The 25,194-nt window shown below is 34.7% G+C and carries 20 protein-coding genes and 3 tRNA genes; 12 read left to right on the forward strand and 11 right to left on the reverse strand.

The genetic code is table 11. From position 1 onward, the window contains the following. Window positions 1-49: 49 nt before the first annotated feature. Window positions 50-1,762: a PAS domain-containing sensor histidine kinase gene (locus ACHRV3_RS19655; protein ID WP_047778596.1), complete on the forward strand. Its 1,713-nt coding sequence runs from the start codon at window positions 50-52 to the stop codon at window positions 1,760-1,762. Window positions 1,763-1,766: 4 nt separating this feature from the next. After that, a complete protein-coding gene (locus tag ACHRV3_RS19660; protein ID WP_047778595.1) occupies window positions 1,767-2,180 on the forward strand; it encodes a response regulator in 414 nt (137 codons plus the stop codon). A gap of 672 nt (window positions 2,181-2,852) precedes the next feature. Here ACHRV3_RS19660 and rpsT read toward each other — a convergent pair. From rpsT to proS, 5 genes are all read right to left on the reverse strand, one after another. Then, on the reverse strand, window positions 2,853-3,104 hold the full coding sequence (rpsT, locus tag ACHRV3_RS19665; RefSeq protein ID WP_047778428.1) for a 30S ribosomal protein S20: 252 nt from the start codon (window positions 3,102-3,104) through the stop codon (window positions 2,853-2,855). A 155-nt stretch (window positions 3,105-3,259) separates the two neighbouring features. Next, window positions 3,260-3,331 (reverse strand) — tRNA-Glu (locus ACHRV3_RS19670). 44 nt (window positions 3,332-3,375) lie between these two features. Continuing rightward, window positions 3,376-3,447, reverse strand: a tRNA-Glu gene (locus ACHRV3_RS19675). Between the two features lie 43 nt (window positions 3,448-3,490). Beyond that, window positions 3,491-3,562 (reverse strand) — tRNA-Glu (locus ACHRV3_RS19680). A 77-nt stretch (window positions 3,563-3,639) separates the two neighbouring features. Next, the gene (proS, locus tag ACHRV3_RS19685) at window positions 3,640-5,118 is read right to left on the reverse strand and encodes a proline--tRNA ligase (RefSeq protein WP_395435599.1); all 1,479 of its coding nucleotides are present in this window, start codon (window positions 5,116-5,118) and stop codon (window positions 3,640-3,642) included. 102 nt (window positions 5,119-5,220) lie between these two features. Here proS and ACHRV3_RS19690 point away from each other — a divergent pair, with 102 nt between their 5' ends. The 5 genes from ACHRV3_RS19690 (at window position 5,221) to ACHRV3_RS19710 (ending at window position 10,927) form a co-directional block, all read left to right on the forward strand. Beyond that, entirely contained in the window at window positions 5,221-6,312 is a 1,092-nt protein-coding gene (locus tag ACHRV3_RS19690) for a hypothetical protein (RefSeq protein WP_395435600.1), read from the forward strand. Window positions 6,313-6,362: 50 nt separating this feature from the next. Next, window positions 6,363-7,865: an OmpP1/FadL family transporter gene (locus ACHRV3_RS19695; protein WP_395435601.1), complete on the forward strand. Its 1,503-nt coding sequence runs from the start codon at window positions 6,363-6,365 to the stop codon at window positions 7,863-7,865. A 215-nt stretch (window positions 7,866-8,080) separates the two neighbouring features. Then, entirely contained in the window at window positions 8,081-9,394 is a 1,314-nt protein-coding gene (gene rimO / locus ACHRV3_RS19700) for a 30S ribosomal protein S12 methylthiotransferase RimO (RefSeq protein ID WP_395435602.1), read from the forward strand. A 42-nt stretch (window positions 9,395-9,436) separates the two neighbouring features. Next, window positions 9,437-9,988: a hypothetical protein gene (locus tag ACHRV3_RS19705; RefSeq protein WP_047778433.1), complete on the forward strand. Its 552-nt coding sequence runs from the start codon at window positions 9,437-9,439 to the stop codon at window positions 9,986-9,988. Window positions 9,989-10,021: 33 nt separating this feature from the next. Then, window positions 10,022-10,927: an N-acetylmuramoyl-L-alanine amidase gene (locus ACHRV3_RS19710; protein ID WP_047778434.1), complete on the forward strand. Its 906-nt coding sequence runs from the start codon at window positions 10,022-10,024 to the stop codon at window positions 10,925-10,927. 604 nt (window positions 10,928-11,531) lie between these two features. Here the strand turns inward: ACHRV3_RS19710 and ACHRV3_RS19715 are convergent. From ACHRV3_RS19715 to mgrA, 3 genes are all read right to left on the reverse strand, one after another. Further along, window positions 11,532-13,019: a T9SS type A sorting domain-containing protein gene (locus ACHRV3_RS19715; RefSeq protein WP_395435603.1), complete on the reverse strand. Its 1,488-nt coding sequence runs from the start codon at window positions 13,017-13,019 to the stop codon at window positions 11,532-11,534. Window positions 13,020-14,327: 1,308 nt separating this feature from the next. Then, window positions 14,328-15,401, reverse strand: a complete 1,074-nt coding sequence (locus ACHRV3_RS19720; protein WP_395435604.1) for an outer membrane beta-barrel protein — start codon at window positions 15,399-15,401, stop codon at window positions 14,328-14,330. A 719-nt stretch (window positions 15,402-16,120) separates the two neighbouring features. Next, window positions 16,121-17,077, reverse strand: coding sequence for an L-glyceraldehyde 3-phosphate reductase (gene mgrA / locus ACHRV3_RS19725; RefSeq protein ID WP_395435605.1), 957 nt, complete (start codon window positions 17,075-17,077; stop codon window positions 16,121-16,123). Between the two features lie 110 nt (window positions 17,078-17,187). Between mgrA and ACHRV3_RS19730 the strand changes: the two genes are divergently transcribed. Beyond that, entirely contained in the window at window positions 17,188-17,418 is a 231-nt protein-coding gene (locus ACHRV3_RS19730) for a DUF433 domain-containing protein (protein WP_395435606.1), read from the forward strand. 96 nt (window positions 17,419-17,514) lie between these two features. Continuing rightward, window positions 17,515-17,727: a DUF5615 family PIN-like protein gene (locus ACHRV3_RS19735; RefSeq protein WP_316931893.1), complete on the forward strand. Its 213-nt coding sequence runs from the start codon at window positions 17,515-17,517 to the stop codon at window positions 17,725-17,727. An 80-nt stretch (window positions 17,728-17,807) separates the two neighbouring features. Here the strand turns inward: ACHRV3_RS19735 and ACHRV3_RS19740 are convergent, their stop codons facing one another. Both ACHRV3_RS19740 and ACHRV3_RS19745 read right to left on the reverse strand, forming a co-directional pair. Further along, window positions 17,808-19,391: a murein L,D-transpeptidase gene (locus tag ACHRV3_RS19740; protein ID WP_395435607.1), complete on the reverse strand. Its 1,584-nt coding sequence runs from the start codon at window positions 19,389-19,391 to the stop codon at window positions 17,808-17,810. Window positions 19,392-19,557: 166 nt separating this feature from the next. After that, complete coding sequence (locus ACHRV3_RS19745; RefSeq protein ID WP_230002937.1) at window positions 19,558-19,974, reverse strand: DUF1573 domain-containing protein; 417 nt, start codon at window positions 19,972-19,974, stop codon at window positions 19,558-19,560. A gap of 162 nt (window positions 19,975-20,136) precedes the next feature. Between ACHRV3_RS19745 and ACHRV3_RS19750 the strand changes: the two genes are divergently transcribed. The 3 genes from ACHRV3_RS19750 to ACHRV3_RS19760 are packed head-to-tail and all read left to right on the forward strand — an operon-like array spanning window position 20,137 to window position 22,898. Next, window positions 20,137-21,399, forward strand: a complete 1,263-nt coding sequence (locus ACHRV3_RS19750; protein ID WP_395435608.1) for a sensor histidine kinase — start codon at window positions 20,137-20,139, stop codon at window positions 21,397-21,399. Then, window positions 21,396-22,079: a response regulator transcription factor gene (locus tag ACHRV3_RS19755; protein WP_395435609.1), complete on the forward strand. Its 684-nt coding sequence runs from the start codon at window positions 21,396-21,398 to the stop codon at window positions 22,077-22,079. Before ACHRV3_RS19750 ends, ACHRV3_RS19755 begins: the two co-directional genes overlap by 4 nt. A gap of 54 nt (window positions 22,080-22,133) precedes the next feature. Beyond that, on the forward strand, window positions 22,134-22,898 hold the full coding sequence (locus ACHRV3_RS19760; protein ID WP_395435610.1) for an MBL fold metallo-hydrolase: 765 nt from the start codon (window positions 22,134-22,136) through the stop codon (window positions 22,896-22,898). Here the strand turns inward: ACHRV3_RS19760 and ACHRV3_RS19765 are convergent, their stop codons facing one another. Continuing rightward, the gene (locus ACHRV3_RS19765; protein WP_395435611.1) at window positions 22,899-25,103 is read right to left on the reverse strand and encodes a B12-binding domain-containing radical SAM protein; all 2,205 of its coding nucleotides are present in this window, start codon (window positions 25,101-25,103) and stop codon (window positions 22,899-22,901) included. Window positions 25,104-25,194: the final 91 nt, after the last annotated feature.

The following is a 25,194-nucleotide window of genomic DNA, read 5'->3' on the forward strand; positions in this document are numbered from 1 at the left end:
TGAACTTTAATTATTGTTTAATTATGGTTAATTTAACTATATTTGAGTGATGAAAAGTAAAACTCTCCAAATTACTCTAATTTATATTATCATTTCGTTATTTATGGCTATAATCTGTCATAAACTACTCGCCAGCTTCATTTCCTCCAAAGAAAACTTTTATTTATTTTTCATTAAAGACATTTTATTCATACTTATAACTGGTCTTATTTTCAAATACATACTGGCAAAAAACGAAAGTAAAAATGTTGCCGTTTTTGAAAAATTAAAGAAAACAAACGAAGACATTAAAGAATCGAACGAAAAATACGACATTGTAGCAAAAGCAACGAGCGATACCATTTGGGACTGGAAAATTCAAAAAGACAGCATCGGATGGAACAAAGGAATAGAAAGCGTTTTTGGATACAATCATAAAGAGGTAGGCAAAACATCAAAATGGTGGTTTGATAAAATCCATCCGGAAGACAGTATCAGAATGTCTATTAAACTTTATTCTTTTATTGAACAGAAAACCGAAAAATGGCAGGATCAATATCGTTTCAGATGCGCAGATGGAACTTATAAATATGTTTTAGACCGAGGGTTTTTATTGAAAGATGAAAACGGCAGAGCCATCAGAATGATTGGAGCTATTCAGGACATTACAAAACAGAAAGAAGAAGAACAACGACTGAAACTTTTAGAAACGGTAATTACACAATCTAAAGATTCGATCTTAATCACAGAAGCCAATTCAGCAAGCGGCAGAATTCCTAAAATAGTTTACATCAACCCTGCCTTCTCACAAATGTCGGGTTACCAGCCCAATGAAATAATAGGAAAATCAACAAACATTTTCAACAAAGGACCAAATTCAGATTCCGATGAGTTGAAAAAACTATTAAAAGCGATTAAAAACGAAGAGGAATGTCTGATCGAAACGATAGGCTACACCAAACAAAAAGAAGAATATTGGGTTCGGTTTTCCATGATTCCGATTTTCAATAACGAAGGGGTTATTTCCCACTGGATCTCCATTCAAAGAGACATTACAGATGAGAAAAAACTAGAAACAGAGAAAGAACATCTTATTCGTGAACTAACACAAAACAACAAAGATTTAAAACAATTCTCTTATATAACATCCCATAACCTAAGAGCACCGCTCTCTAATCTAATCGGACTTTTAAACCTGATCGAGGATATTCCGATAGAAAATCCTGAACTCGAAGAAATCCTAGCCGGTTTCAACAAATCGACACATTTATTAAACGAAACGATAAACGATTTAGTAAAAGTAATCATCATCAAAGACAACCCTTCTATGCAAAAAGAAGAAGTCTCTTTAAAAGAAGTCTTTGAAAACGTTTTCAGTCAACTGTCTTTTCAGATCGAACTACACAAACCAATTATCAAACTCAAATTCGACAGAGTCCCTTTATTAAACACAAATAAAGCTTATATTGAAAGTATTTTACTCAACCTGTTAACCAATTCCATCAAATACAAATCAGAAAACAGAAAGTTAAAAATATCTATTATCGCCGAACAAATCGACCACAAAGCCATATTAACCTTTAAAGACAATGGAATCGGAATTGATCTGGAAAGAAATAAAGACAAAGTATTCGGACTATACCAGAGATTTCACAATTATCCCGACAGCAAAGGTTTAGGCTTATATCTCGTAAAATCACAGGTAGAAACCATGGGAGGAACAATAAGCATCGAAAGCGAAGTCAACAAAGGAACTACATTTACAATAACATTTAAAAATTAACATTATGCTTGAGCAAATTTTATGCATTGACGATGATCCAATCACGTTAATGTTATGCAAAAAAGTAATTTCAAAATCTTCATTCTCAAATGAAATTATCACAGCACAAAATGGCGAAGAAGCATTACACCACTTTAACACCTTAAAATACAACAACTGTAAAAACAAAGTCAACAAAAAACCGGAACTAATCTTTTTAGACCTTAACATGCCCGTTATGAGCGGATGGGAGTTCCTGGACCACTTTACCTCTCCGGATTATGCCGAATTCAATACAGCCAATGTCATCGTATTATCTTCCACAATTGACCCTGAAGATTTAGCCAAAGCAAAAAAATATCCTATTATCATCGATTTTCTCTCCAAACCTGTCACACAACCGATGCTGGAATACCTAAAGAAAAAAATCGCGCCTTGAGGGCTTATTTTTTTTAAAAATTCCAAATTTTTTAAATTCCAAATTCCAATGGGAAGGTAAATATGGGCGAACTTAGAAAGGGTCGTTTTTTTTTCTTATCTACTCTGCTCTTTCTTCAAAAACGATACAATGCAAAACCCTTATTGACGATCTTATACTTTTCTATCATTGCTTCTTAAAGCCCTATTCCTCAACTTCTCTTTTTGACGATTTCGCAAAGACGCCAAGCCGTTAAGTTTTTTTTCTTTTTTTTAGCTCACCCTTTCCGTTTTCTACTTTCTCACCTTGGATTTCTAAAAATGTTATGGAGTCTCAAAGTTTTTTCTACTTTTTCATTAGAACTTTGCGATTTTGCGACATTTTTTAATCATTTGCCACGAATTACACCAATTTGTACGAATTATTTCTTTGCCACAGATTTTTAAGATTAAAATGGATTTCTTTTTTTTATTTAATTCAACAATCATTGTATTTATGTAGCGCAAACTAAATCTAAAATGAACTTACATCACTTATATGATTTAGACACACTTTTACTTAATCTCAATTTTCGCACCTGATCCATTAAAATTTTGCGACTTTGCGAGATTTTTACTTTTTTTTAAAAATTTCACCAAATAAAAAAAAGCCCTCCAGAAGAGGGCTTTTATATTTTTAAAAAATTGTATTTAATTACAATTTAGCAACATGTTTCGTTAATTTAGACTTCAAGTTAGAAGCTTTATTATCATGAATGATGTTTTTCTTAGCTAATTTATCAATCATAGAGATTACAGTTGATAATTTTGAAGCTGCATCAGATTTTTCAGTAGACAATCTTAATGCTTTAATTGCATTACGAGTAGTCTTGTGTTGGTATCTGTTAAGAACTCTTCTTTTTTCGTTACTTCTGATTCTTTTTAATGCTGACTTATGATTTGCCATTTTTTCTTTAATTTTAGATGTAATAATTATTATAAATACTAGTTAAAAAAGAAAAACCTCCCACAATTGTAAAACAATCACTTTGGTTTTAACTAATAAAATAAAAATCGAGACACCAACTCTTATTTTATAAAACTAATTTACAACTAATTTTGTAGTCTGTAAGGGAATCGAACCCCTGTTACCAGGACGAAAGCCTGGAGTCCTAACCCCTAGACGAACAGACCAGCTTTCTTCTAAGTTTTCTCCAATTGTAATCAATTGAAATTTGTAGCCCGTAGCGGAATCGAACCGCTCTTACATGGATGAAAACCATGCGTCCTAACCGATAGACGAACGGGCCATAATAACATCAAGTTAAATAACTTATTTCGCAAAAAAAGTAGTAGCCCGTAGCGGAATCGAACCGCTCTTACATGGATGAAAACCATGCGTCCTAACCGATAGACGAACGGGCCTGCTTCTCTAATGCGGATGCAAAGATACAACTATTTTTAAGTTGCACAATAGCTGAAGCAAAAAAATGTTATTTTTTTTAATAAGCCTTAGCAAACAGTACTCTTCGGGCCGATTTCTCTCCTGTTAAAACACAGATTCCCAGCTCCTCAACGGCGTCCAAAGGAATACAACGAATTGTCGCTTTTGTCAGGTCTTTTATTTTCTCTTCAGTAGCCGCAGTTCCGTCCCAATGAGCTGACACAAAACCACCTTTACCATCTAAAACTTCTTTAAACTCCTCAAAGCTATTTACTTCCGTAATATGTGTATTGCGATATTCTAAAGCTTTATTGAATAAATCGTTTTGAATCTGCTCCAAAAGATCATTTATATAATTCACGATTCCTTCAGCAGCAACCACTTCTTTAGTCAAAGTATCTCTTCTGGCAACTTCAAAAGTACCATTTTCCAAATCTTTTGGTCCTACAGCAATTCTAACCGGAACTCCTTTCAATTCCCATTCCGCAAACTTGAATCCTGGTTTTTGAGTTGTTCTGTCGTCATATTTAACCGAAATCTTTAATTTTCTAAGCTTAGCTGTCAATTCATTTACAGCAGCAGTAATTTGCTCTAATTGTTCATCTGTTTTATGAATAGGAACAATAACCACTTGTATTGGCGCTAAATTAGGAGGCAAAACCAATCCTTGGTCATCAGAGTGCGTCATAACCAACGCTCCCATCAAACGAGTAGAAACTCCCCAAGAAGTCCCCCATACATGCTCTTGTTTCCCTTCGGCGTTAGCAAACTTCACATCGAATGCTTTTGCGAAATTCTGACCTAAAAAGTGTGACGTACCTGCTTGTAAAGCTTTTCCATCTTGCATTAATGCTTCAATACAATAGGTTTCATCTGCACCGGCAAAACGTTCTGTTTCGGTTTTTATACCTTTAACAACCGGAATTGCCATGAAGTTCTCTGCAAAATCAGCATAGACATTCATCATTTTTTCAGACTCTTCTAAAGCTTCTGCTTTTGTAGCGTGAGCGGTATGCCCTTCTTGCCATAAAAACTCAGCTGTTCTTAAAAACAAACGCGTACGCATTTCCCAACGCACCACATTAGCCCATTGATTAATCAACAAAGGCAAATCTCTGTACGATTGTACCCATCCTTTATAAGTAGACCAAATAATAGCTTCACTAGTTGGACGAACGATAAGCTCCTCCTCTAGTTTCGCATTTGGATCAACCATTAGTTTCCCGGGTTTATCCGGGTCATTTTTTAATCTATAATGTGTTACGATTGCACATTCTTTTGCAAATCCTTCTGCATTTTTTTCTTCAGCCTCAAACATGCTTTTAGGCACGAATAGAGGAAAATAAGCATTCTGATGCCCTGTCTCTTTAAACATCCTGTCTAACTCAGCCTGCATTTTTTCCCAAATGGCGTATCCGTAAGGTTTAATAACCATACATCCTCTAACTCCTGAGTTTTCAGCTAGATCTGCTTTTACAACCAGCTCGTTATACCATTTCGAATAATCTTCTGATCTTGTAGTGAGGTTCTTACTCATATTGAATAGTTTGGCACAAATTTTGTTTTATTATTTTTTAACTAAATAGTTTGACAAAACTAACTATTTTTGTAATGTGCAACAATAAAAAACACCACAGATATGAAAACTTCTCTTTCACTCCGCCAAAACTCAAGTTATTTTTACCTAATCGGATTATTGAGTTTTCTAGTAACATCGTGTGGTTCTTACCAAAATACGTCTTATCAAGATAATGACGGTGTTTACGGTACTACACGAAGCACCTACGCACAAACAACCACCACTAATACGAATAATCAATATAAAGATTACTTTAAGTCGCTGCAAGACGACAATCAGTCTACCGAAATTTTTACAGACGTAGATAATTATGGTAATTATGCTGAAAATGACAGCACACAAACTGCGGCTACATCATACCCAGCCTGGGGAAGCAGCACCACAGAAGTAGCGATCAACTATTACCCTGACACTACATGGTCATGGGGTCTTTCTATGGGATGGGGTTACCCTTACTATGGATTAGGATGGGGCTATGGTGGCGGTTATTGGGGTTATCCCGGATATGGATGGGGCTACCCTGGATATTGGGGACCTGGTTACGGATGGGGAGGCTATCCCGGATACTGGGGCGGCGGATACGGATACAACAATTATGCTTATAACTACGGAAGAAGAGGTTCTGCAGCTTACTACGGCGGAAGAAATTATGGCGTAAACAGAGACTACACCAACAGAGGCTATGCTAACAGAAGCTACAGCAATAGAAACTACACCAATAGAAGTTATACTGACAGAAGCTACAGTAACAGAAACTTCACCAACAGAGACAATAGCAGCCGAAATTTTACAAACAGAAGCTATAACACGGACAGAAGCTACTCTAACACAAACAGACAAAATAACTATACCGACTATAGAAGAAGTTCTACTGTAAACGGAAGAACAACAACGAATCCTACTTTTACAAACAGAACGTACTCACAAGGTCAGAGTAATAGCTACGATAATTCAAACAGAAGATCGTATAATAACAACAACACAACAACCCGAAACTACAATTACAATAACGGCAACAACAGCGCTCCAACGAGAAGTTATTCTCCAAGTCCATCACGCTCAACGAATAGTGGTGGTGGAAGCATGAGATCTTCTGGCGGCGGTGGCGGTGGCGGTAGATCGTACGGCGGTGGCGGTGGCGGCAGAAGATAATTCCTCTTCTGTTTTTAACACCCCTTCAAAATCATCTAAAATTAAACCAAATGAAAAAAATATTCTTCCTATTTATAGCAGGACTATCTGTTAGCGTCTCACATTCTCAAGAAGTTTCAGATGCAATGCGTTACGCACAAGACAACATCACCGGAACTGCCCGATTCAGAGCAATGAGCGGCGCTTTCGGAGCTGTTGGAGGCGATCTGTCTTCTTTGACAGTCAACCCTGCAGGATCAGCAATATTCTTAAACAATCAAGCTGGAGTAACTTTCAGTAATCAAAGCAAAAAGAACAACTCCAATTATTTTGGAACCCAAACAAGTGACAACGAGAACTCTTTCATCCTGAATCAGGCCGGAGCTGTTTTTGTTTTTCACGACAGAAATCCTAATAACAATTGGAAAAAAATAGCAATTGGAGCTACTTATGAGAACACAAACAATTTTGACAACAATATTTTCTCTGCCGGAACAAATCCAAGAAATTCAATTGATCAGTATTTTTTAGCTTATGCTAATGGAATTCCTTTAGGAGACATCACAAACATCAACTACGGCGATCAGTTCTATGACGAACAACAAGCTTTTTTCGGATATAACGGTAAAGTTATTTACCCCGTAACCCCAAACAACAGCAACACACTATACACCTCAGGAGTACCTTCTGGCGGTAATTATGACCATAAAAACGAAGTTTACACCAGCGGATACAATAGCAAGGCAAGCTTTAATATCTCGACATCATACAAAGACCGTCTTTATATAGGTGCAAATCTAAATGTACACGTTACGGACTTCAGAAGATCAAGTAGTTTTTACGAAAGCAACCGCAACGCACTACAACCTGTTGAAACAATATCAGACCTGCGTTTTAACAACAATCAGTACACTTACGGTAATGGTTTCTCTTTTCAACTTGGAGCTATTGCAAAAGTTACCGAATCGTTCCGTCTTGGTTTTGCTTACGAATCTAATACCTGGTACGAACTTAATGATGAAATATCTCAAAGTCTATACACTACCAGACAAGCAGCGGGAGGACCAGAAAAATATGAATCTGTTAATCCAAATGTTGTAAACGTTTACAAACCCTACACCTTACAAACTCCGGGAAAAGTAACTTTTAGTGGTGCTTATGTATTCGGAAAATCCGGTTTAATCAGTATTGATTACGCCATTAAAGATTACGGAAACACAAAATACAAACCAACGAGTGATCAAGGTTTTAGAGGTCTAAACAACGAAATGAGCAACACTTTAACCAGTGCCGCAGAATTAAGAATCGGTGCAGAGTACAAAATCAAACAACTAAGTCTACGTGGTGGATACCGCTATGAAGGCAGCCCTTATAAAAACAAAACAACAATTGGCGACTTAAACAGTTACTCAGGTGGTTTAGGCTACAATTTCGGTAGCACAAAAGTAGATTTAGCTTACTCCTATTTAGAAAGAAAAACAAATCAAGGATTTTTCGCAACCGGATTTACTGACGGAGCCAACATCACATCGAAACTAAACAATGTTTCTTTGACTTTATTATTTGAATTGTAATTAGAAATAAAATAGAATGCTTTAATTTCCGTTAGGTTTATACTTAACGGTTTTTTTTTATTCAAAATTAAAGCAAAATCATTTTTTAAACCTCCATAAGCAATCCAGATCCTATTTAAATAGCGCAATCCGGTTCACAAAAATCATCTAAAACAAACCGAAACAAGCGGTGTTTGAATAAAAAAGTGTAATTTTGCACTCCAATTTATAAAAGTATGAGAACCAAGTCTTTAAAAAAGAACAAAATTAACGTAATCACTCTTGGGTGTTCGAAGAATGTATATGACAGTGAAGTCTTAATGGGGCAACTTCGTGCAAGCGGAAAAGAAGTTGAGCATGAGGCTCCTGCAGAGAGAGAAGGAAACATCATCGTAATTAACACTTGTGGTTTTATTGATAATGCAAAAGCAGAGTCAGTAAATATGATTTTGGAATATGCTGATAAAAAAGACAAAGGACTCGTAGATAAAGTTTTCGTAACCGGATGTTTATCTGAGCGCTACAGACCTGATTTAGAAAAAGAAATTCCAAATGTAGATCAATATTTTGGCACAACAGAATTACCACAATTATTAAAAGCTTTAGGAGCCGATTACAAACACGAATTGTTAGGAGAACGTTTAACTACAACTCCTAAAAATTACGCTTATTTAAAAATTGCCGAAGGTTGTGACAGACCTTGCAGTTTCTGCGCTATTCCGCTTATGCGTGGTAAACACGTTTCTCAATCCATTGAAAAATTGGTTAAAGAAGCTGAAGGTTTAGCAAAAAATGGCGTTAAAGAATTGATTTTAATTGCTCAGGATCTAACGTATTATGGTCTTGATTTATATAAAAAGAGAAATCTTGGAGAACTTCTGGAAGCCTTAGTAAAAGTCGAAGGAATTGAATGGATTCGTTTACATTATGCTTTCCCTACCGGTTTCCCGATGGATGTTTTGGAAATCATGAAACGCGAGCCTAAAATCTGTAATTATATTGATATTCCGCTACAACACATTTCAGATTCTATTCTGAAATCAATGCGTCGTGGAACTACACAGGCAAAAACAACTCAATTATTAAAAGAATTCCGTGCTTCTGTTCCGGGAATGGCGATCAGAACAACCTTAATTGTTGGATATCCTGGTGAAACTCAGGAAGACTTTGAAATTTTGAAAGATTTCGTTCAGGAAATGAAATTTGACCGAATGGGATGTTTTGCTTATTCACACGAAGAAAATACACACGCCTATTTGCTTGAAGATGATGTACCGGATGACGTAAAACAAGCCAGAGCAAATGAAATCATGGAATTGCAATCTCAAATTTCATGGGATTTGAACCAAGAAAAAGTTGGAAAAATTTTCAAATGCATCATTGACAGAAAAGAAGGAGCTCATTTTGTTGGAAGAACTGAGTTTGATAGCCCTGATGTTGATAACGAAGTTTTAATTGATGCCTCAAAACATTATGTAAAAACAGGAGATTTTGTTAATATCAAGATAATTGAAGCAACAGAATTTGATTTATACGGAGAACCTGCTTAAATTTACATTATATATTTGCTAACTTTTGACAAAAATACTTTTATGAAATCTATTCAATCTTTATTTCTTTTAGTTTTTACGTTACTATGTGTTACTTCTGTTTCTGCTCAATACGGAAACGGATACAACAATGGTTACGGTGGTGGTGGTAATGGTTATGGAAGAGGTGGCGGAATGGGAATGGACAGAAGCATGATGCAGGCAGGCCCGCAAGGCTCTCCCAGCAAACCCAAAGAAATTCCTGCCGAAGAAACTGCAGCTAAAATTACAGAGCAGATGAAACCGGTTGTAAATCTTGATGAACTTCAGGTTATTGCAATTACAAATGTTTTTGCTGACAGCTTGAGAGAGCAAGGGATATTGCTGAAAAACGAAAGCAGTAGTCAAGATCAGAAAATTGAACAAATGAAAGCATTAAAAGAGAGTACAACAAAAAAAATAACTGCTTTCCTTAATCCTGATCAGATTGAAAAATACAACTCCTTTATGACTGATTTTAAAGAGGTTAAAAAATCAAAGTCAAAAAAGAAAAAAGAGGCTAAAGAACAGAAAGAAGCAAAAGAAGGTATTGAAACAGAAAAAGTTCAAGAATAACTAACTTAACTTAATTCCAAAATGTAATTGATTATGATGAAAAAACATTTATGTTATCTGCTTTTAGCACTTATTATCTGTTCCTGCTCGACAAATCCATATAAAAACACAGAAAAAGCATACGATCAGCAGTTAAAAACTTTAGAAAATCAAATTACAAGCAAAGAAGCCAAACCAATACCTCCGGTTAGCCCGGTAGTGATTGACACCACATATGCGCAACAACTGGGCATTGTAAAAGACACCTTATCAAAAACAGGATCTACAGTTTTACTGAATGGTATTAATACAGAATGGATTGGCACGGTTAATTTTAACTTAAGAAAACCAAGTTTTATAGTTATCCATCATACTGCACAAGATTCTCTGCAACAAACAATTAACACTTTTACGAAGACTAGAACACAGGTAAGTGCTCATTATATAATTTCGGAAAACGGAAAAGTTGTTCAAATGCTGAATGATTATTTAAGAGCTTGGCATGCAGGATCTTCTACCTGGGGAAAAAACACTGATTTAAACTCCAGTTCAATTGGTATTGAACTTGACAATAATGGCTTTAAACCTTTTACAGAGGCTCAAATTGGTAGTTTGGTAGCTCTTTTGACTAAGTTGAAAAAAGATTACAATATTCCAACTCAAAATATACTGGGACATGCTGATATTGCACCGGGAAGAAAACAAGACCCAAGTGCCTTGTTTCCGTGGAAAACATTAGCAGAAAAAGGATTCGGAATCTGGCCGGATCAAATACTGGAAGAAGCGCCTTTTGATTTTAAGATTGAACAGGCTTTACGTATTATTGGATACAATACCAAAAATCTTTCGGCAGCAATAATGGCTTTTAAATTACATTATATACAGACGGATACAACTTCTGTTTTAGATAGAAAAACGATAGATACTATTTACTCTATTTACAAAAAACAGATTCAATAATTCATCTTTGTACTTTTCGAATAATTCTCAATAATCAAAATAAACTATTCCTAAGCCATCTAATCAGTTGCTTGAATCACAATGATCTAAAAATCAATCATTTAAACTGGCCGCAGATTTTAAGAAAGCGCATTTAGGATTTTGGGGCAAAGAGTTGCTAACTTCGCAGGCCTATGAGTAAAAAAAGCCACAGATTAAAGGATCAAAATGATTTCTTTTCCGCACGAATTACACTAATTTTCGCAAATTGTTTCTTTGTTGTTGCGGGGTAAATCATCCTAATCCTTTAATCTTTGGCAATGATTCTCTACCTATAATTTTAAAACTTAATTCGTGAAAATTCGTGGAAAATACTAAGAAACACTAACGACTTATTCATCACTAACTTTAAAAAAGAGTTAGATAGAATTAAAATGGTTTCTTTTCCGCCACAAATTACATGAATTATTTCTTTGCTTTTGAGGTTAAATAATCCTAATCCTTTAATCTTTAGCAATGCTTCTCCGTCAATAATTTTAAACTTAATTGGTGTAATTCGTGGCAAAATGATAAAAAACACAAACGACTTCTTTCATTAACTTAAAATAGAATTAAAAAGTTTAATTTATTTTTTAATTATTTTTATTTTTTTTGATTTACCCGCAACTGTAACATTTAGAAAATAAACACCAGGCTTAAAATTTGACATATCAATACTTCCTTGAGTTGAATGAATAAATTTCTCAACAACGACCTGACCCTGCAAATCGACAACAGCTATACTAGTAATTTTTCTATCATAAGAAATAAACAATTCACCTCTAACAGGATTTGGATAATACCTAAGATTAACTAAATTAAAATCATCTACTCTCAATTCGGAATTAGCCTCTGTATAGGTGAATTTACTGGTTTTCAAATCAGATAAATCAAACGCCCTAACCTGACCTACGAAATATAATTCTTTAGTCGTAGTATTATAATGAGGCGACCCAATTGCCAAAGTACTACCATCACTAGAAATAAAAACACTTTGACCGTTTCGATCACTAGGTGTTTTTCCGTTGACAACTCCTTTTCGCCCCCAAGAAGTTCCTGAATTGTATTTATACACCTGAACTTGATTTAAATCCGGAGCACCCACAGCCAAAGTGTTACCATTATTAGAAAGCGAAATACTAGAACCGAATGAAGATGTCCCCTCCGTAATAACCGGTCCCATCCGTCCCCAGAATCCTGCACCGCTGTACTTATACACTTGAACCTGACCAGAACCTGCACCAAAATAGGGTGATCCGACAGCCAAAATAGTACCATTTGCAGAAAGTGAAACACTATAACCGCTTTGAGCATCAGCTCCTTTCCCATCAATATCACCTCCAAGCTGTGTCCAGACCCTTCCTTTGTTTTTAAATACCCGCACCTGACCCGAATTCCTCCCCTTTGCACTACTACAAGACGACCCGATTGCCAGAGTATTACCATCTGCAGAAAGCGAAACACTTTGACCACACAAATCAAACCTTCCCTTTCCATAGATTGGATTTCCAAGAGACACCCAAGCACCTCCCTTATTTTCATATACCTGAACCATCCCCGAAGCAAACTGAACATTATCATCATGGGGCGCACCAACAGCCAAAATAGTACCATCTGCGGAAAGGGAAATACTCGTACCACTCCAACTATTATCACTTCCGTAAATAACATTTCCTATCTGCTTCCAGACTCCTGCATTATTTTTATATACCCGCACCGCACCTGCATTTATCTCTTTTATATCATTACCTGGCGCTCCAATAGCTAAAACACTACCATCTCCGGATAGAGAAACACTAGTACCATTATTTTCATCATCATCAATTCCATAAAAAGAATCCCCTAACTGTGTCCAAACTCCTTCCTTATTTTCATAGACCCGAACCACCCCTGTATAGTCTCCAGCTGCATCTACTCTATCCGGTGCTCCGATAGCCAAAATTCTCCCATTAGCAGAAAGCGAAACACTGGAACCACTTTCACTGGCAATTTCCTTCCCATTAATATCACCTCCAATTTGCACTTGTCCAAATCCAAGTATGGGAAACAATAAAACAAATAATTTGATTTTCATAATAAAAATTTTTAAGGTTAATAAAGCTATTTCTATAAATAATTAAAATTGTTCGTTAATTGATTTGTTTAATTGTAGTCCAAATACAAACTGAGTAAGTTTTATAAAAAAACTTCTGAAATTACTGCATGTATGGTTCTTGGAAAAAGTTTCTAAATAGCACTAATACTTGTTTCTGTCCTCTTGGAATATGATTTTCATTAAATCCTCAAAAAACACTTATCTTCTTAAAAAAACAGTATCTCCTAAATAGTAATCTAAATAAAACTATTGTTCTAAATAAAAGCTTCATGAGGTAACTTATCAATCAATTTTCCAAGAACTTTTGCAACGGCTGCTATTCCAGGAGTGAAATTAAAAGCTAATTACTATATCATCTTTTTTTGGTCGCGAACTGCACCTCAACAACCTAAAATTATTTTTTCATAAAACCTGAATAACCACACCATTTTCTATGCTAAACTATATGTGCGATTTTCCTATAATTGCATACAGCAACCGGGAAAAATAGATGACATACTGCATTTCACAGCAGAAGTCTTTAAAACTGAACTTACAATCTCAAATAAACAGTATTAAAATATACTCATCTTTATGTAGCCAACTGTTAATTCTGTTTTATCAAGCCTATTGGCACTAAATCCATACTACTTCCTGAACTTTATCGCCAAAAAATGCTTCCCATAAAAATTGGCTAAAAAACAATTCAGTCAAGATGACTTCACTACACACATACCTGTATTACATGATTTTGTATATGATTAATTCTTTTTTTAAATATCATCTATTAAACAAAAAATTATATAATTTCATCTTTACAAAACATTGGTAAGATTTATTGGTTCGTAAAACAAGCTTACCATACTTCTCTTGTATTTTTTATGATTTTGGAACTACCATCTTGAATTAAGTTATCAAAATACATCATTTTCCTACATTAAATTATAATCTTCTTTATTAATGCCTTGAATCGAATTATACTTGTTTATTATTAAAAAAACTATCCTCTAATTTATTTAAAGCTAATAAGTACATTTAAATAGTAAGTCTGTAAAGCGCTTGGAAAATCAACAACTAAAAATTTAAAAAAATCAAATTACAAGCAAAGAAGATAAACCGATACCTCCGGTTAGTCCGGTAGTACCAAGCGACTTGCCTCATAGAGAAGCAAAAGCTCTATATTTTATAATCATGTCTTATAAAACAAGTCCAACTAATCAACACCCAAAATAAATTCAATAAAAAAGCTGCCAAAACATTTGCACGTTTTGACAGCTCCAAAAAAAAAAAAATATCAATCTTTATCTCTTAGAAAGAGTATGTTGTAGCAAGTAGAGCAAAAAACATTCCACCAGTTGGAAGAGCGTCAGTGTCTTTAAAAATATCTTCAGAGGCGGCATCATATCTCAACTCCGGGATAATAGTTAACTTTCCAACTTTATAATTTAGTGAAACCGTATTTGCAAATACATTTGATCCTGTAAGTGTCCCTAAACTTGGAGCAGCATCTTTGGCATTAAAAAATTCCATTCGGTAAGCTAAACTTAAAGTTTCCTTGAAAGCATAATTGGCATACCCTACCAATGAAAACCACTCTCCATCTAATGTACTGTTAAAATCATTTGTTGTTTTAGCATAAGTAGCATTAAAGCCAAGTCCAAAACTGTCGCTTATTGTTTTTGAAGCTACAAAATCAAATTGCGTTTTATTTTCGTCTGATGCCGGATTAGTACTTCCGGAAGTAAAATTCAAATAAGCACTTCCCGTATCGCCTACATATCCCAATTGTCCTATATACGTTTTCTGTTTTGTCCCTGCATCCATTGCTGATTTAAAATCGGTCGGATTTGTTATTCCGAACATAGCCGAAAATTTCCCTGATGTATATTGCGCTTTTACACCTGTATTGAAAAACGGCCCGTAGGAGAAAGCATAAGACATACTGTAGTTTTTATTGTCTACCGCATCTACCAATTCATAACCGATATGAGTACCAAAGCTACCTGCGACTACTTTAAATTTATCTGTTATCTCATACGTAAAATACAATTGCTTGATTAAAAATTTAGCCGTAATATCTTTGTCTGTTGTTTCATTGTATGAAAATTCACCTGCTCTTTTTCCGAAACCTAAATCTACAAAAACGGATCCTTTTTTGAATGAGTGAGAAGCTTCAATAGAGGCCATCCCTAACTCGAATGAATCTTGAGAGTTAGTAAAGCTTGTTAATCCATTCAATTGTTTCGAAAAATCATATTTATAATAGGCGTCTGCAGATCCGGCAAAAGTAGTTGCAGGAGATATTTGTTTTTCACTATCATCTTGGGCAAATACAAAGGAACTGGTTAACATGGCGGCTAAAATGTGAAATGTTTTTTTCATGTTTTTAATTGGTTTTTAGTTGTTAATTGATTTTGGTTAGTTATTCTTTTCTATATCTATTTGCTAGTATATGTCATCTCTAAAACCTCAAATTTATCCCTCAAACCTCTTCATTTTCCTTAGCGAATTTATTAACTTTTGTATGAGTAGGAGAATCAAAATCTATTTTTTTGATGTTTTAAAGCAAGAATTACGGATTACAAAAATTTACTTCTCTAAAATCACTATTTGATATTTACAGCGATTTGTTTTTAAAAATTCAACAACACAAAAAACACAAGTAACCATCAAAAAATAGTAGTTATTAAAAAATAACTTATAAAAAATATCAAAAATTGACACTAAAATAAAATCAAAAACAACTAACCCATTAAAAAAATAGGGTAAATTAAATTTTACGAAAAACTAAAGAAAAACAAAACTCAATTACAACACTTAGAAGCGAAAACAAATAAGAAGTCAAAATTCTTACAATTACAAACAACAAAAAAAGCCCGTTCAATTTATGAACGGGCTGAAGAATAACTTATAAAAAAGAATCAAATTCTACTTACTATAGTTTTACAAAATTGCTTAGTTAATTCCGCATTTTTTTCATTATTAAGCGTATCGTTTTTACAGCGACCTTAATCCGGTAAAACAATTCATATAAACTTCTACTTATGGTCTTCTATTACAAATTCATACTTAAGAGGATCAAACATAGAAAAACTATTGAATTATTTCAGGATCAATTCGATTGCATTTAATTCGTCTGAAGAGAAATCTTGTTTTTGCAGGCACTCGATATTGTTATTCAATTGTCTGACAGAACTTGCACCGATTAAAACGGAAGTAATTCTTTTGTCTTTTTGGAGCCAGGCCAGTGCCATTTGCGCCAAAGACTGACCTCTATTTTGAGCAATTTCATTTAACTGAACTAATTTCTGAATGCGTTCCTGAGTCACCTCATCTTCTTTTAAATGTCCGTTTGGATTATGTGCTCTGGAATTCTCCGGGATTCCGTTTAAATACTTATCGGTTAAAAGCCCTTGCGCTAATGGTGAAAATGCAATACATCCTACTCCCTTTTCTTCCAAAACATCCAACAAACCATTCTCTACCCAACGTTCTAACATTGAATATTTGGCTTGGTGAATCAAACAAGGTGTTCCCAATTGTTGCAGGACATCAACGGCAACTCTGGTTTGTTCCGCGGAATAATTACTGATTCCGACATACAATGCTTTTCCGCATCTTACGGCATGATCTAAAGCCATCATGGTTTCTTCAATTGGTGTTTCAGGATCGGGGCGGTGTGAATAAAAGATATCTACATAATCAATATTCATACGTTTTAAACTCTGATCTAAGCTAGACAACAGATATTTACGGGATCCCCAATCTCCATAAGGTCCATCCCACATGGTATAACCGGCTTTGGTAGCAATCACGATTTTATCACGTAGATTTCCTTGAAAATTATGCCATAGTATTTTACCAAAATTTTCTTCGGCAGAACCCGGAACCGGTCCGTAATTATTTGCTAAATCAAAATGCGTTATCCCTTTATCAAAAGCTTCTTTGGCGATACTTTCCGCATTTTCAAAGTTATCAACTGACCCAAAGTTATGCCATAACCCTAAAGAGATTTCAGGTAACAGTAGTCCGCTTTTCCCACATCTGTTGTATTTCATTGTTTTGGTTTAATGGTTAAAGTATATAGGTTTTAAAGGTAGAAACAATCTCAATTATTTTAAACGCAAATAGTCCTTTATTTTTGTAAATTTGTTTAAAGCATAAAATTATGAATACTAACTGGCAAAACTTGATATCTATAGATCCGGATATCCGATTTGGTAAACCTATTATTACAGGAACCAGAATTTGCGTTTCCGATATCCTTTCTTGGTTATCCACAGGAATGTATTATGAGGATATTATAGAAGACTTCCCTGAATTAAAAAAAGAACATATTCTTGCGTCTCTGGCATTTGCGGCCAATAGAGAGAATATAACAAAAATAATTGCTGCCTAATGAAATTACTATTAGATGCAAATATTTCATAGAGAATAATCAAACTAACTTATTGAAAATGATTTTTCTAATTGTTTACATTCTAAAGACATTCAAATAAATCAACCCGCAAAAGATATTGAAATTTGGAATTTTGCTAAACAAAATGATTTTACGATTCTCACTCTTGACGATGATTTCGAAAAATTATCACTTTTAAAAGGAGCTCCTCCAAAAGTTATAATTTTAAAAACTTTTAACAAAAACACAAAAGAAATTATTAAATCATTTATTTTAAATAACGAATTGATGATTTTGGAAGTTTATTAATTATTTCCGTTTAAATAAAAAAACAAACCCAACAGGTTTCAAAAACCTGTCGGGTTTAGATAAACGGTTAGTTTAGTCCTTTACTCCTCCGTTAATAATTTTAGAAGGCTTTCGTCTCTTTGATAGACATCTTTATAGAAATTCAATCGTCCTTTTCGATCTACCCATGCGGTAAAATAACCGATATAAACCGGAACTTTCTTTTTTAAGGTGTACCAGCTTTCTTTTCCGGCGTGCATGGCTTTGTCTATTCGTTGTGGTGTCCATTTTGGATCGTTTTTCAGCAGTTCAATCGCTAGCTCTCTGGGTTTTGCTACGCGAACGCATCCGTGGCTGAAAGCTCTGTTTTCTCTTTCGAACAAACTTTTTGCCGGTGTGTCATGCAAATAAATATTATTTGAATTAGGAAATAAAAACTTCACTAAACCAAGCGAATTATTTACTCCGGGTACTTGTCGCACCGCGCCATTATTCCATTCTAAGTGTTTTTCAGCTAAGTAATTCTTGTTTTTAGCCATTCCGGGTTTAATCTCTTTATTGATAATACTCTGCGGAACATTCCAATAAGGACTAAAAACAATATTATTCATCATACCGCTAAAAATAACGGTTTTCGTCATTGCTTTTCCAACTACTACCTCTGAAACAAAAGTAATTTCATGATCCCGAATCAGATATAATTTAAACTCCGGAATATTAACTTCTATGTATTCTTTACCTTTTTCCAATCCCGGGTCAATCCACCTGCAACGCTCCATATTTACTATAATCGTCTTGATGCGATCTGAAACCGGAAGATTCAATTCATCAATATGTTCTTTTACGATTGTATTTTTTGGTGTATTGCCATGATGCATTTGGTAATCTTTCATTGCTGAAATTAGAATCGAATCACATACCGCACTTTTATTATTTTCTTTTAATTCTCCGGTGATAGCAAGTCTCTCTCTAATTTGAGCAATTGCAGTTGCTGAATCTCCCACTTTAAAACTTTTAAAATCCTCGTCGACTTCAATCGTTTTCCATCCCCCTTTTTTCTCAATTGATCTGTATTGTTTCAGTGCTTCACGCAGTTTATAATACTGACTGAACATTTTACTTTTATTATCATCATTAATGGTAGCATGTTTGAAAATAGAATCCGAAAAGACCTGATAATTCAGTTTTTTTCGCGGCAAAAGCCATTCTAAAGAAGTTGTTGTTTTTTCATCGACTCCACCGTATACTTTTTCTGCATAATAGAAATACAGATTGGTGATCATTAAATCGGTATCAACCTGTGATAATTTATTGTCACCCAGACGTTCGAAAATTGGATTTATCTTTTCGTTGTACGGAAAATTGGTTTTCAATCCTTCGTCTCCCAAATTTTTGTATTTATTAAACAAAGTACTTCCAAACTCTACTACTCCTTTATTATCTAACCACAATTGAGTGTCGTTTTTTTTCTTGTACAACGAGGAAACGTCTCCCTGAAATTTAACTAATTTAGGATACGTTTGATAAAAAATGGCGATGTCTGTACTGTCAATAGAAATCTTAAGTTCGGGCACTTCTGCTTTTAAAGTCTTTTTGTGTTTTTCTTCTTTATCATTTGATTTAGAATTACAGGAAACAGCAATAAAAAGAATGATAACTGCGGCAAGCGGATACAAAATTTTCATAATGATATTTTTAATAAAAATAAAAAAGTTTTCATGAAAACCGCTCTTTTCTAAAAAAATAAATACGGACCTAACCACAACATTATTAACCTTTAAAAACGCAAAAAACTCCGGATACATTACATATCCGGAGTTTTCCTCTTTATAACTAATCTATTTAAAACTCTTAGATAACAGTCCCTTTTAAAGTAAGGACTTTAGGTGTAGTTTCGGCACTGGTAGTTACCGTAACCGTTTTTGTAAAACCACCTTTGTTTGCTGCATTATAAGTTGCAGTTACTTTTGCCGATTTACCAGGCAAAATTGGCTCTTTAGTGTAATCTGTTGCAGTACAACCACAAGATCCCTGAACATTAGTAATAACTACTGCAGTTTTTCCTGTATTTTTAAATTCATAAACAATTGCTTTTGGAGTTCCTTGTGGAATTTGACCAACATCGATTGTTTCTGCTTTCCAAACAATTACTGAAGCTGTACCTTCCTCCGTTTTTGGAGTAGAAGTTAAAGATTCAACCGGTGCGATTGCAGAAAAAGACATTAATCCTAAAGCTAAAACTAACATCGAAATTTTAATTATTTTCATAGTATTTTTATTTAATGGTTACTGGTTCAATTTTACATTTCAAAAGTACTTTAGAAGAAAACAATTCGCTGTTAAGCGGTTTCAAATCTTTGTTAACAACTTGTTAATGGGTATTTTTGATTTAATTTTTGATTAATATTACACTTGTAAATTGCATTTCCCTTGAAAATAAACAAACTAAATAGTATCATCCTTCTTGGATTAGTTGCCATCATCAGTATATTGGTAGCACAATTACTATGGACAAAAGAAGCTTTTAGTCTGGAACAAAAAAAACTGAGCCAAAAAACGCATATTGCTTTATTGGAAGTTGCTAAAAAACTTTATGAAGGTACCAGTCACGACTTACCTTCTCAAAATCCGGTTCAGAAAATTGCGAATGATTATTATATTGTAAATGTTGAAAATGATTTTGAACCTGATATTTTAGAGTTTTACTTAAAATCAGAATTCAAAAAAATGAATATCACAACTGATTTTGAATTTGCCATGTACAATTGTCAAAGTGATGAAATGGTTTACGGAAATTACATCTCTTTAACTCAAAAGGGAAATACGAAACAAACCGTTCATTTTCCGAAACATAAAAATCTGGTTTATTATTTTGCTGTTCGTTTCCCAAATGAGACCACTTACCTATTCAGTTCAATGCGTTTTTGGTTTGTCCTTTCAACTGTCATGATTCTTATATTATTGATTTATGTTTATTCGATTTTTACGCTTTTACAGCAAAAGAAATACTCTGAATTGCAGCGTGATTTCATCAATAATATGACACATGAATTTAAAACACCTTTATCTTCTATTTTAATTGCTTCCAAGTACCTTATCGAACAAAATCCGATTAAAGAGGACAAAAAACTGTACACTTATACAGATATAATTATCAAACAAAGTCACAAACTGAACAATCATATCGAGAAGATCTTAAACGTAGCCAAGTCGGATCATACCCCTTTGGAACTAAAAACGGAATCTGTTTTGATCGTTCCCATTATAGAAGAAATCATTACGAATATTCAGTTAAAATGTCCGGAAGCCGTTATTAAAATTGAGACAGCTTCTGCCGATTATCAGTTAGAAACAGACATTTTTCATTTTTCTAACTTAATATACAATCTGTTGGACAATGCTGTAAAGTATTGTAATGAAAAGCCTGAAATTCAGATCCGGATTTCGAAGGAAAACCAAACTTTAAAATTAGAATTCATTGACAATGGAATTGGAATTGCGTCTAAAAATATCTCTTCTATCTTTGATAAATTCTACCGCATACAAAATGAAAAGAGCAACGAGGTAAACGGTTTTGGTCTTGGTTTGTATTATGTGAAAGAAATTTGTACCTTACAATATTGGAAAATAAACGCCACGAATAATTCAGAGAAAGGCATCACCATAACGTTGACAATTCCATATAAAAAATGAAAAACTTTAGAATTCTGTACTCCGAAGATGATGAAACATTAGCGTTTCTGACCAAAGATAATTTAGAGCAAAACAACTATGAGGTTACCCATTGTTCTAACGGAAAATCAAGTTTAGAAACTTTCAAAGAGGAAGATTTTGATATTTGCATTTTTGATATCATGATGCCAAAAATGGATGGTTTTGATCTGGCAACTGAAATCAGAAAAATGGATACTGATGTTCCTATTATTTTTCTTTCTGCGAAAACATTAAAAGAAGACCGCATAAAAGGACTGCGTCTGGGTGCTGATGATTATCTCGTTAAACCCTTTAGCATTGAAGAATTACTTCTGAAAATTGAAATTTTCCTCAAACGATCGCAAAAAAACAATGTCATCAAAAAATCTGTTTATGAAATTGGTAAATACCAGTTTGATACCGAAAATTTCATTCTTTTTAATGAAACCGAAAAAATTAGTCTGACACAACGCGAGGCAGAACTTCTGAAACTTTTTGTCGACAATAAAAACTTAGTTTTAAAAAGACAACAAATCCTTACGTCACTTTGGGGAGATGACGATTATTTTATGGGGCGTAGTTTGGATGTTTTTATTTCGCGACTGCGTAAAATTTTGGTTAACGAAAAAGGAATATCAATTGAAAACCTACACGGAATAGGTTTTCGGTTTACCATGTAATCCACCAAATTAAATTTATATAATTTTGTATTTTTAATATCAAATCTATTCGATATGAAATTACACCATTTGCGCAACGCTACTTTAGTTATTGAAACAGAAAAGCACGTCATCTTAATTGATCCAATGTTGGGCAAAAGGAAAACCATTGCTCCTTTTACGCTTTTTCGTTACAAGCCAAAAAGAAATCCGCTTAAGGCACTGCCCAAAAACAGCCGTGAAATCCTTAGTAAAGTAACCCATTGCTTAATTACACATTTGCATCCGGATCATCTTGATAAAGCCGGAGAAGTCTTTTTAAGAAGAAACTCAATTCCGGTAATTTGCAATGCTAAAGATGAAAGTGTCCTGACAAAAAGAGGCTTAACTATTGTTCAAACTTTAGACTACTGGCAACCTCAAGATTTCCTGGACGGAAAAATTACCGGTATACCAGCCCTACACGGCTATGGATTTATTGCCAAACTAATGGGGAATGTAATGGGTTTCTATATCGAACTCGAAAACGAAAAATCGGTTTATATTAGCTCCGACACTATTTTTACAAAAGACGTGGAAAAAGTGCTGAAAGAACTAAAACCTGATATTGCAACTGTTGCCTGTGGAACTGCAAGATTAGATTTCGGACAACCCTTATTAATGAGAATGAGCGACATTTTGAAATTTACAGCTTTAGCACCGGGAAATGTTTTTGCGAATCATTTAGAAGCTTTAAATCATTGCCCTACCACAAGGGAGGAGTTAAAGTTAGCGTTGGAAAATAGTGATCTTTTATCCAAAACGGCTGTTCCTAATGATGGCGAATGCGTAGAATATTAATTACAAAACCAGCAGACCAAATTCACGCAACGTATTGATTGGCTTTGAATACCAAAACAATTCGAAATCCTCTAATTCCGTTTCAAAATCATTTTTCACCTCTTGAAAAGTATAATTTTTACCACTTGAAACGGTTATTTTTTTCAGGATTTCAACAAGCCATTCTCCCTCATTTTTATTGGTTTGAATGGTAAAACTTTCTTTTTTGTCATGAAAAACAAAAGCTACCATTTCCCAGGTTTGTCCTTTTTTAGATTTTGTAAAATGTTCCACAGTCGGCTTCCCGCCTAACCAGACTACTTTTGCATTGGGTTTGGTAGTAAAATCGTTTCCTTCTTCAAGAGCATCAAAAATAAAATCGGGATCTATTTTTGTTTTCGGAATTTTAAAGTCAAACCAATCCTGCAATTCGTAATCAAAACAGATTCCGTGCATGAAATTGAAGAGTGATTTTTTTAATCCAAAACTAAACTTATCGTGATTGATTCCTGTAGAATCGGTATAGTCGATATCATTATTCGCAAAAGTTCCAATGACTTCTGTTGCTTTGGTTACGCCAAATTTCTCCGGATACAATCCAACGGGACTGTGTGCTGTCATGGCAAATTGATGCCAAAATCCGGATTGCAGAATTCCTGCTTCAAATAATTGTCGCACCATTTCCAGACTGTCAACTGTTTCCTGAATGGTTTGTGTCGGATATCCGTACATCAGGTACGCATGCACCATGATCCCGGCTTCCGTAAAATTTCGGGTTACTTTTGCTACTTGTTCTACAGTTACTCCTTTGTCAATTAATTTTAATAATCGGTCGGAAGCTACTTCTAAACCACCCGAAACGGCAATACAACCCGAGGCTTTCAGCAATAAACATAAATCGGCAGAGAAACTTTTCTCAAAACGAATGTTTGTCCACCAGGTAACCGCAAGTTTTCTACGCAAAATTTCCAGCGCTAAAGCACGCATCAAAGCCGGCGGTGCGGCTTCATCCACAAAATGAAAACCATTCTGACCGGTTTGCTGCATCAGATCTTCCATTCGATCACAAAGCAGATTGGCTGCAACGGGCTCATATACTTTTATGTAGTCCAGCGAAATATCACAAAACGTACATTTTCCCCAATAACAACCGTGTGCCATAGTCAGTTTATTCCAACGACCGTCGCTCCACATTCGGTGCATTGGATTTACAATTTCGATCACCGAAATATATTTATCCAAAGGCAAATCCGAATAGTCCGGCGTTCCTACGTAGGCTTGCTTGTAATCGTGTTTCAACGAATTATTCTTGTAAACAACTTTTCCCTCTTCCAACAAAAAAGTTCTCTTATAAGAATTGGAATTTGGATTTTCTAAATTGAATATTAACTCTTCTATTGGCACTTCGCCATCATCTAAAGTAATAAAATCGAAAAACTCAAAAACACGTGCATCAGAAAGCGAACGCAATTCGGTGTTTGGAAAACCGCCACCCATTGAAATTTTAATTTCAGGATGGTTTTCTTTTACCCATTGCGCACATCTGAATGCACTATATAAATTCCCCGGGAAGGGAACAGAAATCAAAAATAAAGTTGGTTGTACCGCTTCAATCTTAGTTTTCAAAAGTGAAATTAAGATCGAATCAATGTAGGTTGGTTGCTGTTGCAAGGCTTCATACAACTCATCAAAGGAATTCGCGCTGCGACCTAAACGTTCGGCATATCGGCTAAAACCAAAATTCTCATCGACACATTCTACAATATAATCCGAAATGTCTTCGAGATATAAAGTGGCCAAATGTTTGGCTTTGTCCTGCGTTCCCATGGTTCCGAAAGCCCAATCAAGTTCTTCCAATTGCGCAAAACGAGAAGCTTCCGGCAGAAAATCCTCCTGACAAATCTGTAAAGCCAACGTTGGATTTTTTCCTTGTAAAAACTGAATTACAGCATCAATCGTTTTGATGTATTCGTCCTGCAAAGCAAAAATACGTTTAGAATTATCTGAAATCTCAGTACTTGAAACCTCAAACCTGAAACTTGAAACTTCAAACAAATTAACAAGACCTTTCTTCGAAAACAGCTCCAGAATCACATCAATCCCCAAATCTGCCTGAACTGATGCTACATTTTTTGTATTCAGAAACCCTTTTATATAGGCGGTTGCCGGATACGGAGTATTCAGTTGAGTAAATGGAGGCGTGATTACAAAAAGCTTAGTTTTCAAAAGGAAATATTTTCTGCAAAAATACGGGATATTTCTAATCTTTTCAGGAAAAGATTTCGACGGTTTTATTACTGCTGCGAGTTGCAATTTT

The organism is Flavobacterium sp. FlaQc-49 (genome assembly GCF_044005985.1).
Taxonomy (GTDB): domain Bacteria; phylum Bacteroidota; class Bacteroidia; order Flavobacteriales; family Flavobacteriaceae; genus Flavobacterium; species Flavobacterium cupriresistens.

What these genes read in the sequence shown, in the direction of transcription:
- ACHRV3_RS19655 (WP_047778596.1), top strand. Translation starts at nt 50, where the DNA reads ATGAAAAGTAAAACTCTCCAAATTACTCTAATTTATATTATCATTTCG.
- ACHRV3_RS19660 (WP_047778595.1), top strand. Translation starts at nt 1,767, where the DNA reads ATGCTTGAGCAAATTTTATGCATTGACGATGATCCAATCACGTTAATG.
- rpsT (WP_047778428.1), bottom strand. Translation starts at nt 3,104, where the DNA reads ATGGCAAATCATAAGTCAGCATTAAAAAGAATCAGAAGTAACGAAAAA.
- proS (WP_395435599.1), bottom strand. Translation starts at nt 5,118, where the DNA reads ATGAGTAAGAACCTCACTACAAGATCAGAAGATTATTCGAAATGGTAT.
- ACHRV3_RS19690 (WP_395435600.1), top strand. Translation starts at nt 5,221, where the DNA reads ATGAAAACTTCTCTTTCACTCCGCCAAAACTCAAGTTATTTTTACCTA.
- ACHRV3_RS19695 (WP_395435601.1), top strand. Translation starts at nt 6,363, where the DNA reads ATGAAAAAAATATTCTTCCTATTTATAGCAGGACTATCTGTTAGCGTC.
- rimO (WP_395435602.1), top strand. Translation starts at nt 8,081, where the DNA reads ATGAGAACCAAGTCTTTAAAAAAGAACAAAATTAACGTAATCACTCTT.
- ACHRV3_RS19705 (WP_047778433.1), top strand. Translation starts at nt 9,437, where the DNA reads ATGAAATCTATTCAATCTTTATTTCTTTTAGTTTTTACGTTACTATGT.
- ACHRV3_RS19710 (WP_047778434.1), top strand. Translation starts at nt 10,022, where the DNA reads ATGATGAAAAAACATTTATGTTATCTGCTTTTAGCACTTATTATCTGT.
- ACHRV3_RS19715 (WP_395435603.1), bottom strand. Translation starts at nt 13,019, where the DNA reads ATGAAAATCAAATTATTTGTTTTATTGTTTCCCATACTTGGATTTGGA.
- ACHRV3_RS19720 (WP_395435604.1), bottom strand. Translation starts at nt 15,401, where the DNA reads ATGAAAAAAACATTTCACATTTTAGCCGCCATGTTAACCAGTTCCTTT.
- mgrA (WP_395435605.1), bottom strand. Translation starts at nt 17,077, where the DNA reads ATGAAATACAACAGATGTGGGAAAAGCGGACTACTGTTACCTGAAATC.
- ACHRV3_RS19730 (WP_395435606.1), top strand. Translation starts at nt 17,188, where the DNA reads ATGAATACTAACTGGCAAAACTTGATATCTATAGATCCGGATATCCGA.
- ACHRV3_RS19740 (WP_395435607.1), bottom strand. Translation starts at nt 19,391, where the DNA reads ATGAAAATTTTGTATCCGCTTGCCGCAGTTATCATTCTTTTTATTGCT.
- ACHRV3_RS19745 (WP_230002937.1), bottom strand. Translation starts at nt 19,974, where the DNA reads ATGAAAATAATTAAAATTTCGATGTTAGTTTTAGCTTTAGGATTAATG.
- ACHRV3_RS19755 (WP_395435609.1), top strand. Translation starts at nt 21,396, where the DNA reads ATGAAAAACTTTAGAATTCTGTACTCCGAAGATGATGAAACATTAGCG.
- ACHRV3_RS19760 (WP_395435610.1), top strand. Translation starts at nt 22,134, where the DNA reads ATGAAATTACACCATTTGCGCAACGCTACTTTAGTTATTGAAACAGAA.